Origin of the sequence: Mycobacterium sp. 1081908.1 (genome assembly GCF_001673535.1) — a bacterium.
In the GTDB taxonomy this organism is placed as follows: domain Bacteria; phylum Actinomycetota; class Actinomycetes; order Mycobacteriales; family Mycobacteriaceae; genus Mycobacterium.
Genome location: NZ_LZLY01000101.1, coordinates 48,624 through 63,747, shown reverse-complemented (window position 1 = coordinate 63,747; position 15,124 = coordinate 48,624). Strand labels below are relative to the sequence as shown.

The 15,124-nt window shown below is 69.0% G+C and carries 11 protein-coding genes and 1 pseudogene; 8 read left to right on the top strand and 4 right to left on the bottom strand.

The genetic code is table 11. The annotated features are described in order from the left end of the window. A partial coding sequence (locus tag A5655_RS15820) for a hypothetical protein (protein ID WP_082978680.1) occupies positions 1–1,199 on the top strand: 1,199 nt, incomplete at its 5' end. Positions 1,200–1,221: 22 nt separating this feature from the next. Here the strand turns inward: A5655_RS15820 and ipdF are convergent. Together ipdF and ipdE1 are read right to left on the bottom strand one after the other, a co-directional pair. Continuing rightward, positions 1,222–2,010: a (5R,7aS)-5-hydroxy-7a-methyl-1-oxo-2,3,5,6,7,7a-hexahydro-1H-indene-carboxyl-CoA reductase gene (ipdF, locus tag A5655_RS15815; RefSeq protein WP_067011424.1), complete on the bottom strand. Its 789-nt coding sequence runs from the start codon at positions 2,008–2,010 to the stop codon at positions 1,222–1,224. After that, positions 2,007–3,155: an acyl-CoA dehydrogenase IpdE1 gene (gene ipdE1 / locus A5655_RS15810; protein WP_067011423.1), complete on the bottom strand. Its 1,149-nt coding sequence runs from the start codon at positions 3,153–3,155 to the stop codon at positions 2,007–2,009. The genes ipdF and ipdE1 overlap by 4 nt, the downstream gene beginning before the upstream one ends. Positions 3,156–3,343: 188 nt before the next feature. Between ipdE1 and fadD3 the strand changes: the two are divergent. The 5 genes and pseudogenes from fadD3 to A5655_RS15785 all read left to right on the top strand — a co-directional run. After that, positions 3,344–4,348, top strand: a pseudogene (gene fadD3 / locus A5655_RS15805) (3-((3aS,4S,7aS)-7a-methyl-1,5-dioxo-octahydro-1H-inden-4-yl)propanoate--CoA ligase FadD3); the annotation flags it as partial. 1 nt (position 4,349) lies between these two features. Continuing rightward, entirely contained in the window at positions 4,350–5,483 is a 1,134-nt protein-coding gene (locus A5655_RS15800) for an acyl-CoA dehydrogenase family protein (protein WP_067011422.1), read from the top strand. Next, positions 5,483–6,418 carry an acyl-CoA dehydrogenase family protein gene (locus A5655_RS15795; RefSeq protein ID WP_067011421.1) on the top strand — a complete coding sequence of 312 codons (936 nt, stop codon included), beginning with the start codon at positions 5,483–5,485 and terminating at the stop codon, positions 6,416–6,418. The genes A5655_RS15800 and A5655_RS15795 overlap by 1 nt, the downstream gene beginning before the upstream one ends. Then, complete coding sequence (locus A5655_RS15790) at positions 6,415–7,362, top strand: acyl-CoA dehydrogenase family protein (RefSeq protein ID WP_067011420.1); 948 nt, start codon at positions 6,415–6,417, stop codon at positions 7,360–7,362. The genes A5655_RS15795 and A5655_RS15790 overlap by 4 nt, the downstream gene beginning before the upstream one ends. After that, a complete protein-coding gene (locus tag A5655_RS15785) occupies positions 7,359–8,528 on the top strand; it encodes a pyridoxal phosphate-dependent aminotransferase (RefSeq protein ID WP_067011419.1) in 1,170 nt (389 codons plus the stop codon). The genes A5655_RS15790 and A5655_RS15785 overlap by 4 nt, the downstream gene beginning before the upstream one ends. Here the strand turns inward: A5655_RS15785 and A5655_RS15780 are convergent. Next, entirely contained in the window at positions 8,518–10,296 is a 1,779-nt protein-coding gene (locus A5655_RS15780) for a fatty acyl-AMP ligase (protein ID WP_067011428.1), read from the bottom strand. The two genes, A5655_RS15785 and A5655_RS15780, sit on opposite strands and share 11 nt — an antisense overlap. Before the next feature lie 184 nt (positions 10,297–10,480). Continuing rightward, a complete protein-coding gene (locus tag A5655_RS15775; protein ID WP_067011418.1) occupies positions 10,481–11,311 on the bottom strand; it encodes an arylamine N-acetyltransferase in 831 nt (276 codons plus the stop codon). A 156-nt stretch (positions 11,312–11,467) separates the two neighbouring features. On the opposite strand from A5655_RS15775, the gene A5655_RS15770 reads away from it, so the two are divergent. Continuing rightward, positions 11,468–14,590, top strand: a complete 3,123-nt coding sequence (locus A5655_RS15770) for a serine/threonine-protein kinase (protein ID WP_067011417.1) — start codon at positions 11,468–11,470, stop codon at positions 14,588–14,590. A 155-nt stretch (positions 14,591–14,745) separates the two neighbouring features. Then, complete coding sequence (locus A5655_RS15765) at positions 14,746–15,123, top strand: hypothetical protein (protein WP_231999173.1); 378 nt, start codon at positions 14,746–14,748, stop codon at positions 15,121–15,123. Position 15,124 lies beyond the last annotated feature (1 nt).

The window sequence follows — 15,124 nt, the reverse complement described above, 5'->3', positions numbered from 1 at the left end:
TGGCGGCGATGGTGGGCTACCACGGCGGGGCATCGGCGGCGGCCGCGCAGCTGGCGCCCGCCCAGACCCTGCAGGACCTGCTGGCCGGCCTGCCCAACCTGGGCGTCGGCAACAAGGGCAACGCCAATTTGGGCAACGGCAACACCGGCATTGCCAACCTCGGCAGCGGAAACACCGGTAACAACAACATCGGCGGCGGCAACGGCCTCAATGGTGTTACCGCCAACGGAAATGTCGGCTCGGGGAACCAGGGCAACGGAAACATTGGTTTTGGGAACGGTTTCAACCCGACCTCGCTCACCGACGCCGGCCACAACGTGGGCTTCGGCAATGCCGGCAGCAACAACTGGGGCCTCGGCAACGCCGGAGACGGCAACCGCGGCGGTGGGAACGCCGGCAACTTCAACATCGGTGGCGGAAACACCGGCAACAACAACATCGGCGGCGGAAACACCGGCAACAACAACATCGGCTTCGGGCTCACCGGTGACAACGAAATCGGTGTCGGCAACACCTATTTCAACACCGCGACCAACCAGTTCAGCTTCGGTGGGCTGAACTCGGGCAGCGGCAACATCGGCATCGGGAACTCGGGCTCCGGCAACATCGGCTTCTTCAACTCCGGCAACGGCAACATCGGCATCTTCTCGACGGGCAGCAACACCCATTTGCCGGGTCACCTCAACAGCTTTGGCTTCGCAAACGCGGGAGCCGGCAACATCGGCGTCGGGAACGCGGGCGACTGGAATTTCGGCTTCGGGAACTCGAGCAACGTCAACACAGGCTTCGGCAACTCAGGAGGTCTCGACACCGGCTTCGGGAACGGCGGCGGTTTCGACACCGGCTTCTGGAATTCCGGCAACACCAACACGGGCTGGGGGAATTCGGGCAACGTCAACACGGGCGCATGGAATTCGGGTCTGGTCAACACGGGTTTCGGCTTCACCACTGACACCGGCGCCAGCCACTCTGGCTTCAACAACACCGGTTCAAATGTCTCGGGCTTCGACAACACGGCCACCAGTGGGTTTGCGTCGGGCTTCTTCAACACCGTCATCGGTGGCGGTGCGATGTCGGGTATCGGCAATACCGGAGTACCCACGTTCAACCCGGCCTTCAGCGGGGCGCTATCCGGATTCTTCAATACAGGCACCCAATTTGGCGGTCTGTTCAGCCTCGCTCGGCTGTTCGCGGGCTAGGGGGCATGCGCTCCTGCCGGCCTCAGGGGTGCTGGCTGGAGACCGAAATCACCTCGCCGGTCAGGTAACTCGAGTAGTCGCTGGCCAGGAATGCGATCGTGGACGCGATTTCCCACGGCTCGGCGGCCCGGCCGAACGCCTCGCCGGCCGACAGCCGGTCCAGCAGATCGGCCGAGGTCGTCTTGTCCAGAAACTTGTGCCGCGCGATGCTGGGCGAGACGGCGTTGATCCGGACGCCGTACTCGACGGCTTCGATTGCGCTGCAACGCGTCAACGCCATCACCCCGGCCTTGGCCGCGGCGTAGTGCGACTGCGAGTGCTGGGCACGCCAGCCCAGCACGCTGGCGTTGTTCACGATCACCCCGCCGTGCGACGCCTCGCGGAAATGCCGCAGCGCCGCGCGGGTGGCCCGGAAAACCGACGTCAGCGTGACGTCCAGGACGCGGTCCCATTCGTCGTCGGTCATGTCGACCACTGGGGTCTGCCCGCCCAGCCCGGCGTTGTTCACCAGCACGTCGAGGCGGCCCATGCGAGCGGTGGTGGAGTCGATCAGGGCGTCGACCTGGGCGGTGGACGTCACGTCACACACCACCTTCTCGACCCGGCCCAGGCCGAGCGCGGAGAGCTCGTCGGCGGTCTCCCCCAGCCGTCGCTCGTGGTGATCCGACACCACCACATCGGCCCCCTCGGCCAGGGCCCGCCTGGCGGTCGCCGAACCGATGCCGGTCCCCGCCGCGGCGGTCACGACGACCACCTTTCCTTCCAAAAGCCCGTGCCCGGCAACCTCTTTCGGCGCCTCGGAGAGCGTCATCCCTTCACCTCTCGGGGTAGGCCGAGCACCCGCTCGGCGATGATGTTGCGCTGGATCTCGTTGGATCCGCCATAGATGGTGTCGGCGCGGGTGAACAGGAAAAGCCGCTGCCACTCGTCGAATTCGCCGTCGGACAACGCCATTGAAGGCCTGCCGATCACGTCCATCGCAAGCTCGCCCAGGTCGCGATGCCAGTTGGCCCACAACAGCTTCGACACGTTGTCCTGGCCGGGCTGCTCGACGTCCATCGTGGCCAGGGCGTACGAGCGCATGGCCCGCAGGCCCGTCCACGCCCGGGTGAGCCGCTCCCGAATGAACGGGTCGTCGGCGGCGCCGTTGCGCTGCGCGAGCTCGGCCAGGTTGGAAAGCTCACGGGCGTAGCGGATTTGCTGCCCTAGGGTGGAGACGCCTCGCTCGAAGGTCAGCGTGCCCATCGCCACCCGCCAGCCGTCCCCGGGCTGGCCGACCACCAGCGAAGCATCGGTGCGCGCGTCGTCGAAGAACACCTCGTTGAATTCGGCGGTGCCGGTGATCTGCACGATCGGCCGGACCTGCACGCCCGGCTGGTCCAGCGGCACCAGCAGGTACGACAGCCCGGCGTGCCGCTTGGAACCCTTCTCGGTGCGCGCCACCACGAAGCACCACTGCGACAGGTGCGCCAGCGACGTCCACACCTTCTGCCCGTTGATCACCCATTCGTCGCCGTCGAGTTCGGCGGTGGTCGAGACGTTGGCCAGATCGCTGCCGGCGCCGGGTTCGGAGTAGCCCTGACACCACAACTCGGTGACGTCGAGGATGCGTGGCAGGAAGCGCTGCTGTTGCTCTGGAGTTCCGAACGCGATCAGCGTCGGCCCGAGCAGCTCCTCGCCGAAGTGGTTGACCTTGTCCGGCGCGTCGGCCTTCGCGTACTCCTCGTAGAACGCCACCCGGTGCGCGGTCGACAGCCCGCGCCCGCCGTGCTCGACGGGCCAGCCCAGGCACGTCAGCCCGGCCTTGGCGAGGTGCTGGTTCCACGCCCGGCGCTCCTCGAACGCCTCGTGCTCGCGCCCGGGCCCGCCCAGGCCCTTGAGGGCCGCGAATTCGCCGACCAGATTGTCGGCGAGCCACTGCCGGACCTCGGCCCGGAACTCCTCGACGTCCTGCATGCCCTGTAGGCTAACCTACCAAGCACTTGCTTTGTTAGGAGCGGTCCAGAGGAGCGATGATGATCGGCGACCCGCGCACCGTGCCGGCGGCGCTGGATCGTCTGGCGCAGCAACTCCCCCACCACGACGCGCTGATCACCGACGAGCGGACCTTCACGTCCGCCGAATTTCGCGACGAGGTGCATCGAAGCGACATCCTGTTCACGTCCGGCACCACCGGCCGCAGCATAGGCGCGATGTGCGCGCACCGGCAGTTGCTGTCGGCCTCGGCGTCGTGGGCCGCCAACGGCAACCTCTGCATCAACCCGTTCTTCCACAACTTCGGCCACAAGGCCGGCATCCTGGCCCGCCTGCAGACCGGCGCGACGCTGATCCCGCACCTGACGTTCGACCCACTGCGCGCGCTGCAGGCCATCGAGCGACACCGCATCACCGTGCTACTGGAGCCGCCCACCATCTACCAAACCCTGCTGGACCATCCGGCGCGCACGGACTACGACCTGACGTCCCTGCGGTTCGCGGTCACCGGGGCCGCCACCGTGCCGGTCGTGCTGGTCGAACGCATGCAGTCCGAACTCGACATCGACATCGTGCTGACGGCCTACGGGCTGACGGAGGGCAACGGCATGGGAACCATGTGCCGCGCCGACGACGACGCGGTCGCCGTCGCCACCACCTGCGGGCGCCCGTTCGCCGACTCCGAATTGCGCATTGACGCGGCGAATCCCGGCGAATCGGGAGAGGTGCTGCTGCGGGGGCCCAACGTGATGCTCGGCCACCTCGACGACCCGGCCGCGACGGCCGCCGCCATCGACGCCGACGGCTGGCTGCACACCGGCGACATCGGCGCCGTCGACGAGGCGGGCAACCTGCGCATCACCGATCGGCTCAAGGACATGTACATCTGCGGCGGATTCAACGTCTATCCCGACGAGGTCGAGCAGGTGCTGGCCCGGATGGACGGGGTGGCCCACGCCGCGGTGATCGGGGTACCCGACGAGCGACTGGGCGAGGTGGGGCGCGCGTTCGTGGTGACCCGGCCCGGCGTAGAGCTCGACGAACAAGCCGTAATCGATTACACCCGACAGCATTTGGCGAACTTCAAGGCGCCACGCTCGGTGCGGTTCGTCGACGAGTTGCCACGCAACGCCGGCGGCAAGGTGGTCAAACCACAACTGCGAGAGTTGGCCTGAATTGGATCTGCAACTAGACGACGAGACGCTGGCCTTCCAAGCCGAAGTCCGGGACTTCCTGTCGGCGAACGCCGATGAGATCCCGACAAAGTCCTACGACAACGCGGAAGGCTTTGCACAGCACCGGCATTGGGACCGGGTGTTGTTCGACGCCGGCCTGTCGGTGATCACCTGGCCGAAGAAGTACGGCGGCCGCGACGCGCCGCTGCTGCATTGGGTGGTGTTCGAGGAGGAGTACTTTCGGGCCGGGGCGCCGGGACGGGCCAGCGCCAACGGCACCTCCATGCTGGCCCCGACGCTGTTCGCGCACGGCACCCCCGAACAGCTCGACCGGATCCTGCCGAAAATGGCCAGCGGCGAACAGATCTGGGCGCAGGCCTGGTCGGAGCCCGAGTCCGGCAGCGACCTGGCGTCGCTGCGGTCCACCGCCACCAGAACCGAAGGCGGCTGGCTGCTCAACGGGCAGAAGATCTGGAGCTCGCGGGCGCCGTTCGCCGAGATGGGATTCGGGCTGTTCCGCTCCGACCCTGAGGCCGAACGGCACAACGGCCTGACCTACCTCATGTTCGACCTCAAGGCCAAGGGCGTCACCGTGCGGCCCATCGTCCAGCTCGGCGGCGACACCGGCTTCGGGGAGATCTTCCTCGACGACGTTTTCGTTCCCGACGAGGACGTGATCGGCACCCCGAACGACGGCTGGCGGGCGGCCATGAGCACGTCGAGCAACGAGCGCGGCATGTCGCTGCGCAGCCCGGCCCGCTTCCTGGCCGCGGCCGAGCGGTTGGTGCAGCTGTGGAAGGACCGCGGCAGCCCCCCGGCACTCGCCGACCGGGTCGCCGACGCCTGGATCGACGCGCAGGCCTACCGGCTGCAGACCTTCGGCACCGTGACCAGGCTGGCCGCCGGCGGTGAGCTCGGCGCGGAATCGTCGGTGACCAAGGTGTTCTGGTCGGATCTCGACGTGGCGATACATCAGACCGCGCTCGACATCCTGGGCGCCGACGGCGAGCTGGCCGGCCCCTGGACCGAGGGGCTGCTGTTCGCGCTGGGCGGACCGATCTACGCCGGCACCAACGAAATTCAGCGCAACATCATCTCCGAACGGTTGTTGGGCCTGCCCCGGGAGAAGCGATAGTGGACTTCGCACTAGACGAACAGCAACGCGACTTCGCCGCCAGCATCGACGCGGCGCTGGGCGCCGCGGACCTGCCGGGCGCGGTCCGCGCGTGGTCGGCCGGCGACACCGCACCCGGCCGCAAGGTGTGGGAGCAGCTGGCCAACCTGGGCGTGACCGCGCTGGCCGTGCCGGAAAAGTTCGACGGCATCGAGGCCCATCCCGTCGACCTGGTGGTCGCGATCGAACGCCTCGGGCGCTGGTGCGTGCCGGGCCCGGTGGTCGAATCCATTGCCGTGGCACCGGTTTTGCTGACGGACGACGAGCGCTGCACGGGTCTGGCTTCCGGCGAGTTGATCGCCACGGTCGCGTTCCCGCCACAGGTGCCGCGCGCGGTCGGCGCCGACGCGGCGGGGCTGGTTCTGCTGGTCACGGAGAATGGCGTCAGCGAAGCCGGGGTCGGCGATCCACACGACTCCGTCGACCCCAGCCGCCGCCTCTACGACGTCACGCCGACCGGCAACACCTGGCATGCGGATATCAAGCGCGCCTACGAGTTCGGAGCGTTGGCCACCGCGGCCCAGCTGGTCGGCGCCGCCGAGGCGCTGTTGAACGGTGCGGTCGACTATGCCAAGCAACGCAGCCAGTTCGGGCGGGTGATCGGGTCGTATCAGGCGATCAAGCACAAGCTGGCCGACGTGCACATCGCGATCGAGCTGGCCCGCCCCCTGGTGTACGGCGCGGCGCTCTCGTTGGAGCCGCGCGACGTCAGCGCCGCGAAGGCGGCGGCGTCGGAGGCGGCCCTGCTGGCGGCGCGCGCGTCGCTGCAGACGCACGGCGCGATCGGGTTCACCCAGGAGCACGACCTGTCGCTGTGGCTGCTGCGGGTGCAGGCATTACGCTCGGCCTGGGGTACTCCCGAGGCGCATCGGCTACGAGTGCTGGAGGCGTTGTGACTGAAGAGCGCGACCTGCTTCGGGAGACCGTCGCGGCCCTGGTCGCCAAGCACGCGGAACCGGCGGCGGTCCGGGCCGCGACGGAGTCCGACCGCGGCTACGACGAGGCGCTGTGGCGCCTGCTGTGTGAGCAGGTCGGCGCGGCCGCGCTGGTGATCCCCGAGGAGCTAGGCGGGGCGGGCGGCGAATTGGCCGACGCCGCAGCCGTTTTGCAGGAGCTGGGCCGGGCCCTGGTCCCGTCCCCCCTGCTGGGCACGACGCTGGCGGAGTTGGCGTTGCTCGCGGCGGCCGACCCGGACGCCGAGACCCTGGCGGGGCTGGCGGAAGGCGCTTCGATCGGCGCGCTGGTGCTCGACCGCGACTACGTGGTCAACGGGGACATCGCCGACGTCGTCGTCGCGGTCGCCGACGGCCAGCTAAGCAGGTGGACGCGCTTCAGGGCGCAGCCCGTCGTCACCATGGACCCCACCCGCCGGCTCGCCCGCCTGCGGCCCGAAGAGACCGAACCCATCGGAGCGGACCCGGGCATCGCGCACGTCGCGGCCGTCCTGCTGGCGGCCGAACAGATCGGCGCCGCCGAACGCTGCCTGGAGCTGACCGTCGAATACACCAAGAGCCGGGTGCAATTCGGGCGGCCGATCGGCAGCTTCCAGGCCCTCAAGCATCGGATGGCCGACCTGTACGTGACGGTCTCGGCGGCGAAGGCCGTCGTGTCCGACGCGTGCGAGGACGCCACGCCCACCAACGCGGCCACCGCGCGCCTCGCCGCCACGGAAGCCCTGAAAGCGGTGGCGGCCGAGGGGATTCAGCTGCACGGTGGCATCGCGATCACCTGGGAACACGACATGCACCTGTACTTCAAGCGCGCCCACGGCAGCGAGCAGCTGCTCGACTCCCCGCGAGAGCTGTTGCGCCGGCTGGAATCTGAAGTATTGCCGACGTGACCGATCACGTCGCGCTGCGCGCCGGCATCCCTCCCTTCTACGTGATGGATGTCTGGCTGGCCGCCGCGGAGCGCCAGCGCAGCCATGGCGACCTGGTCAACCTGTCGGCGGGCCAGCCCAGCGTCGGAGCGCCCGAGCCGGTGCGCGCGGCCGCGGTCGCCGCGCTGGAGGCCAACCAGCTGGGTTACACCGTCGCGCTGGGCATTCCGGAGCTGCGCGCCGCGATCGCGGCCGATTACCAACGCAAACACGGGATCGACGTCGAGGCCGATGCGGTCGTCGTGACCACGGGCTCCTCGGGTGGGTTTCTGCTCGCCTTCCTGGCCTGCTTCGACGTGGGCGACCGGGTCGCGCTCGCCAGCCCCGGCTACCCGTGTTACCGAAACATCCTGTCGGCGCTCGGATGCGAGGTGGTGGACATCGCATGCGGGCCCGAGACCCGGTTCCAGCCGACCGCGCGGATACTCGCCGAACTCGACCCTCCGGTGAAGGGCGTGATCGTGGCCAGTCCCGCCAATCCCACCGGGACGGTCATCCCGGCGGCCGAGCTGGCCGCCATCGCGTCCTGGTGCGAGGCGTCCGGGGCGCGGCTGATCAGCGATGAGGTCTACCACGGCCTGGTCTACGACGGCGCGCCGCAGACCAGCTGCGCCTGGCAGACCTCGCGAGACGCGGTGGTGGTCAACAGCTTTTCCAAGTACTACGCGATGACGGGCTGGCGGCTGGGGTGGCTGCTGGTGCCGGGCGAGCTGCGCCGGGCGGTGGACTGCCTGACCGGCAACTTCACCATCTGCCCGCCGGTGCTCTCGCAGCGCGCCGCGGTGGCGGCGTTCACCCCGGAGGCCACCGCCGAAGCGGACGGCAACCTGCGGCACTACGCGATCAACCGCTCGCTGCTGCTCGACGGGCTGCGCCGGATCGGCATCGACCGACTGGCCCCCACCGACGGCGCGTTCTACGTCTACGCCGACGTATCGGACTTCACCGACGACTCGCTCGGTTTCTGCTCAAAGCTGTTGGCCGACACCGGCGTTGCGATCGCGCCGGGCATCGACTTCGACACGGCGCGCGGCCATTCATTCGTCCGGCTCTCGTTCGCGGGACCCACGAGCGACATCGAGGAGGCGCTGCGCCGGATCGGGCCGTGGCTGCCGGTCAGCGGTTGAATCGGCCTTCGAGGTACTCGGCGCGACACGCGTTGCGGGCAAGTTTGCCGCTCGTCGTGCGGGGGATGGCCCCGGCCGCCACGAGCCGGACGTCGGCGACCCGAATCTGGTGATGCCGCGAGATCGCGGCGCGCACGGTGTCGGCGATCGGCCCCAGCTCGCGGCCCGCCCCGGCGGCGCGCTCGGCGACGACGACCACCTGCTCCCCGGAGCCACCGCTGCCGGTAAGGGATGAAACCGCCTCGGCGGGAACGGAAAACGCGGCGACATAGCCGGTGCGGATGGCCGTCGAAGCCTCGCTCACCGTCGTTTCGATGTCGTGCGGGTAGTGGTTGCGGCCATCGATGATGATGAGGTCCTTGATCCGGCCCGTCAGGTATAGCTCGCCGTCCACGTAGACGCCGAGGTCGCCGGTGGCCAGCCACGACCCGTTGTCCGGGGCGCCCTCGGCGTGGCTGCCGACCTCGAGCCGGGACTGCAGCTTGTTGCAGAACACCCGGCGTGTCTCGTCCTCGCGGCCGAAGTATCCGCGGCCGATGTTGTTGCCGTGCAACCAGATTTCGCCCACCGTGCCGTCGGGCACCTCCGCGCCGTCCGGATCGGCGATCACCGCCCACTGCTCGAGGATCGGCTGGCCGCACGAGACAAGCGAGAGCGCCCCGGGCGAGGTCGGGTCGACGACCACCGCGCAGCCGGCACCGAGCTGCTCGCGGTCGAGGAAAATCGCGCTCGCCGCGGCGTCCGAGGCGATGCTGGCGACCGACAGCGTCGCTTCCGCCATGCCGTAGGACGGTTTGACCACCGTCGCCGGCAGACCATACGGGGCAAAGGCGTCGGTGAACTGCTCGATGGCCGCCATGCTCACCGGCTCCGACCCGTTGAGCAGGCACACCACGTTGCTGAGGTCGAGATCCTCCCCCTTGGGCGGCAAACCCCGCTGGGCCGTCAGCTCGAAGGCGAAGTTCGGCGCCGCCGCCATTGTGCGGCCGCGGGTCGCCGCGATGCCCAGCTGCTTGATCCATCGGTAGGGCCGGCGCAGGAACGCCATGGGATCCATCAGCGCGACGTGCGCCCCGAAATACGCCGTGAACACGATCATCATCAGTCCCATGTCGTGATACAGCGGCAGCCAGCTCACGCATTGCACGTCGGTGTTCAACCCGCCGTGCAGGATCATCTGCATCGCGTTGGTGTAGACCGCGCGGTGGGTGATCTCCACCCCGGCCGGCGTGCGGGTCGAGCCCGACGTGTACTGCAGGTAGGCGAGGTCGTCGGTATCCCGGACGGGGTCGGTGAAGGTCGCGCCGAGCGTGTCGGGCACCGCGTCCACCGCGATCATCCGCGGCCGCTCCTGCGGGGGCAAGCTCCGGATGAACGTCCGCACCGATTCGGCCGCCGAAGTCGTCGTCAAGACCGCCGCGGGCCGGCCGTCGGCCAGCACCGCCGCCAGCCGCTCGCCGTGTCCTGCCAACGTCGGCGCGAAGAGCGGGATCGCGACATTGCCCGCGTGGATGGCACCGAAGAAACCCGCCACGTAGTCGAGGCCCTGCGGGGCCAGGATCGCCACCCGGTCACCGGGCTTGGTGACCTGCTGCAGCCGGGCCCCGATGGCGCAGACGCGCGACCACAGCTCGTTCCAGCTGAGCTCGAGGATCCGCCCGTCCTGGTCCTGCGAATAGTCGATGAACCGGTACGCCGGACTGTCGCCCAACAGGGCCCGGTTTTGGTCGAAATTCGAGGTCAACGTGACGCCCTCGGGCACCACAATCCCGCCGCCGGGGACAGCGCTGGCGTCTACACTGCCCGAGGCGGCCCCGACAACATTGGTTGACCCGCGATCCCGACTCACGTTGGGACAGGTTAATAGACGCTCTTATTATTTGCCGCATTTGCGCGTGTATGGCGGTCATCACGTCGAAGATTGGCCCCGTTGCGGATCACATCGGCACCGCCTACGCGCCTAGAACCTTGTCGAGGCGGGCCTCGAGCGCGCCACGGTCCCCCAGATCGGCCACGTTGATGCCGAACCGTTCGGTGAGGGTGTCGACGACGGCGGCGGCGTCATCCAGCCGGATTTTCTCGCTGCCGTCGGCGCCGTGGACGGTGAGGTAGCGCCCCCCGAGGTTCAATCGGCCGTCGTCGGTGACCCGCGCGGCCATCAGGCCGGTCACGAAGTGCGACGACGGGTGGGTCGAGACGAACCAGCTGCCGACCTTCAGGTCGATCGCCGGTGCGGTCCGCGTCGTGAACTCGTAGAGCGGCGCCCACTCGCCGCGGATCTGGGCCTGCAGCACCAGCCCGTCGCGACGGTCCTCGAGTCGGTACGGCTCGAGCGTGGTCTGTTGGACGCTGCCGGTCTCGATCCGGATCGGAGATGTCGGTGTCTGCCCGCCGAAGCCGACGTCGACGAGGTAGGCCCCCTGCGAGCCGGGGAAGGTCACCGCCAACACGGTGTGGGTCTGCGCGGGGAACGGCGCGTCGGGGGGCTGCATCCAGATCACCCGGCCCGCCAGCCGCCGCACCCGAAAGCCGAGTTCCGACAGCGCGTGACCCAGCAGCCCGTTCTGCTCGTAGCAATAGCCGCCCCGGCGGCGGTGAACCAGCTTGTCGGTCAGCGCATCTGGGCCGAGGTCGTCGACGGGCGTTCCCATCAGCGGATCGAGGTTCTCGAATGGGATCGCGCGCGTGTGGGCGCTCACCAGAGCCCGTAGCGCGTCGAGCGTCGGCTCGGCGACGCCGCGAAAGTCGATGCGTTCGAGATATCCGTTCAGATCCAACGTCATATCGCCATTCTGGCCCGAGGTCCGCGCCGATCGCTTGTGTCAAACCCGTTGCATCTTGGCTTGATAACGATGATCGCCGAAAGATACTCCCGCGCGGTAGCGGGGGATACTCTTGAGCTCTCCGAGCTGTATGTACGGGAGGTTAAGCGCCAAGGAATGCCCGAAGAACCCAGGTCCGACGGCGTGGCGTCGGTATCCGGCGGGATCGCCGCGGAGCTGGCGGCCGCCGGATTCGAGGATGCACATCAGGTGGCCCGCGGCGGGGCCGGGGTGATTTACCGCTGTTACGAGACGGCGCTGGGCCGAAACGTCGCGGTAAAGCTGCTGCCGTCGCACATGGACGAGGAGAGCCGGGAACGTTTCCTGCGCGAGGGCTACGCGATGGGCGGGCTGTCCGGGCACCCGAACATCGTCAACATCCTGCGGGTCGGGGTGACCACCAGCAACCGGCCATTCATCGTGATGCCCTACCACGCCGCGGATTCCCTGGCCGTGCGGTTGCGCAGGGAGGGACCGGTGCCCTGGCCCGAGGCCCTGCGCATCGGTGTAAAGCTTTGCGGCGCACTGGAAACTGCGCACCGGGCCGGGACACTGCATCGCGATATCAAGCCGGCGAACATCCTGATCAACGACTACGGCGAACCGCAGTTGAGCGACTTCGGCATCGCCCACATCGAAGGCGGTTACGAGACGGCGACCGGGTTCTTCTCCGGCACCATCGACTACACCGCGCCCGAGGTGATGACCGGCAGCCCGGCGACGGTGGCGGCCGACATGTACTCGCTCGGCGCCACCATTTATGCGCTCATCGCCGGCAACGCCGCCCACGAGCGCAGGAAGGGCGAGGACCTGATCGCGCAGTACCTGCGGATCAGCACGACCGGGGTCCCGGACATGCGCCCCGACGGAATACCGGACGCGGTGTGCTCGGCGATCGAGCGGGCGATGTCGCTCGATCCGGCGGACCGGCCCGCCTCGGCCGAAGAATTCGGCCGCGAGTTGCAAGCCGCGCAGCGAATCAACGGCCTCAAACCCGATGCGATGGCGATCGGCGGCCTGGGTCGTGCGACGGCGGAAGCCACGCCCTCATCCAACGGCGGGGAAACACGGCCGCTCACCTCGAGCATCCCGCCCACCCGGGGCATCGCAGCCCACGAAGGTCCGACCTCGGCGATCGGCGCGCCGGTAGCCCACGAGGACGCGGTGGCGGCCGCGCCGCCCGCGCCGTCGGGACCCTCCGGCCGGGACGAGTTTTCGCAGGCGGCCAGCGTGCTGCGCCGCGGGCACGCCGCGGAGACGGAACCGCACCTGCCCGCCGACGGCCCGCCGGGCGGTCCCGAACCGGCTCCGCCCCCTTGGCGCAAACCCGTGGCACTGCGGATCCAGGAGTGGTTCGCGCAAGCGGGCAACGGGCGCGGTCGCATCGCCCTGGTCGCCGGCGTGGTCGCGGTTGTCGCGCTGTTGGTCGTCGGCGCCGTCTTCCTCTGGCTCCGGCCCGACAACGGAACTCACAAGACCGCGGCGGGCCCGCCGACGCAGGCGCCGGCCGCGTGGAAGCCGATCACCAACGCCCGCGTCGCCCGCGATGCGGTCGCCACCACCCAGGCCGACGGCACGATCTGGGTGTTCGGCGGTATCCGAAGCGACGGCACCGCCACCACCAGGCACGAGGGCTACGACCCCGCCATCGACGAATGGAAGGGCGGGGACGACCTGCCGGTGGCGCTACAACATGCCATGGCCGTCACGTGGATGGGAAACCCGGTCGTGCTCGGCGGCTGGAAGTCTGTCAACGGCAAAAAGGTTGCCAGCGACCAGGTTTGGCGGGTGGTCAACAGCCGGTGGGTGGAACTGCCGCACCTGTTGCAGCCCAGGGCGGCGGCGGCCGCGGCGGTGGTGGGGGATCGCCTGGTCGTCACCGGCGGGGTCGACGCCGGCGGCGCATTGCTGAACACCACCGAGGTCTTCGACGGCAACACCTGGACCCTGGGCGCGCCTATCCCGACCCCGCGCCAGATGCTCTCCGCGGCGTCGGACGAAAAGCTGGTGTATGCGGTGGGCGGAACCACCGGGGATTCGGACCTGACGACGGTCGAGGCGTACGACCCGGCCGCGAAAACCTGGACGACGATGCCCGCGCTGCCGCAGTCCCGCAGCGACCTCGGCGTGGCCATCGCGGACGGGCGGCTGGTCGCCGTCGGGGGCGTGTCGGGGGGACAGGTCCTGAAGAGTGTCGCGGTGTACGACCTGATGACTCGGCACTGGGACGGCCTGCCCGACATGGCGATGGCGCGCCACGGCATGGCCGTGGCCGCCGTGGAAAAGTCCGTGTACGCGATCGGCGGTTCAACGGCCGTCGGGGACGGCCAGGTGATTGCGGCGGCCGAAGCCTTGAAGCTGCCGGCCCGCCAGATCCAGCCCGCGTCGCAATGGCGTTCCCTGCCCGACGCGCCGACGCCGCGGCTGATGATGGCCTGGACCGTGCTGAACGACAAGATCTGGATCATGGGCGGCCTGCGGGACGGCGTCGCGCTCACGACGGTCGAGAGCTACGCCCCGCGCACCGGCGCCTGGGAGACCGGGCCCCCGTTGCCCATCCCGCTGCACCACGCGACCGCGGCGACCTACCGCGGCGAGGTGGTCGTGCTCGGGGGTGCCAGCGACAACATCGCGGACGGGTCCAACCGGGTCTTCGCGCTGCGCGGCGGCAGCTGGGTGGAGCTGCCCAGCCTCACGCACGCCCGGGCGGCGCCGGCGGCGGCGGTGGCCGGCGACAAGCTCGTCGTCGTGGGCGGGCAGAACGCCAAGCAGCTCGTTCCGCAGACCGAGGTCTTCGACGGAAGTTCCTGGACCGATGCCGCCGATATGCCCACCGCGCGCGAACATCTGGCCGCGGTGTCGGATGGCACCTACGTGTATGCCATCGGGGGCAGGTTCCTGTCCTCGGACAAGAACTCCGCGGCGCTGGAACGCTTCGATCCGGCATCGGGGTCGTGGGCCCGGTTGGTGGGCATGCCGACGCCGCGCGGTAGCTACGGCGCCACGTACATCGACGGCCGGATCGTGGTGGTCGGTGGCGAGGAACCGACGATGGTGCTGAACGTGGTCGAGATGTACGACATCGCCGACGGCAAATGGAGCACGCTGGCCCCCATGCCGACGCCGCGTCACGCCGAGGTGGTGGCGACGGTCGGCAACACCGTCTACTGCATCGGCGGCGCGAATCGGCCGACCCACGAGGGCCCCATCGCGACCGTTGAGGCCCTCGACTTCAAGTAGCCGCAGCCCCTGCCTGGGGAAACGCCCGCTTGTTTTATTCCTGTCGAATATGGGGAACCGGTACGCACGGGCAGCTGTATCCACCCACACGAACCGACGGAGCCACCATGAGTACGACTACTTGGATTGTCATCGCCGCGGTCGTCGCGGTCCTCGTGATTGCCGCGGTGATCGTGGCGGCCAGCGCGGCGGCGCGTCGACGCCGCCAGCGGCAGGCCGAGGAGATTCGCGAGCAGGCCAAGGTCGCGACGACCAGGGTGGAACGGCGGGAAGCGCTCGCCGAGGAGACGGCCGCCAAGGCGCGTGCCGCCCAGGCCGAGGCCGAAGTCAAGGCCGCCGAAGCCGCCAGGCTGCAGGAACACGCGGCCGCCCATCAGAGCGAAGCGGCGACGTCGCGCGAGCAACTCGACGACCAGTTGAAGCGTGCCGACAGGATCGACCCGAAGGCCAAGAACGAAGCGCGTGAATCGCCGGCCGACGGTCATGACGAATCCGTCGAGCCGGTTCATCAGCACCATCGCGCATCGGACTAAC

Coding starts and splice junctions, on each gene's coding strand:
- ipdF (WP_067011424.1), bottom strand. CDS start 2,010: ATGACGCTCTCCGAGGCGCCGAAAGAGGTTGCCGGGCACGGGCTTTTG.
- ipdE1 (WP_067011423.1), bottom strand. CDS start 3,155: ATGCAGGACGTCGAGGAGTTCCGGGCCGAGGTCCGGCAGTGGCTCGCC.
- A5655_RS15775 (WP_067011418.1), bottom strand. CDS start 11,311: ATGACGTTGGATCTGAACGGATATCTCGAACGCATCGACTTTCGCGGC.
- A5655_RS15770 (WP_067011417.1), top strand. CDS start 11,468: ATGCCCGAAGAACCCAGGTCCGACGGCGTGGCGTCGGTATCCGGCGGG.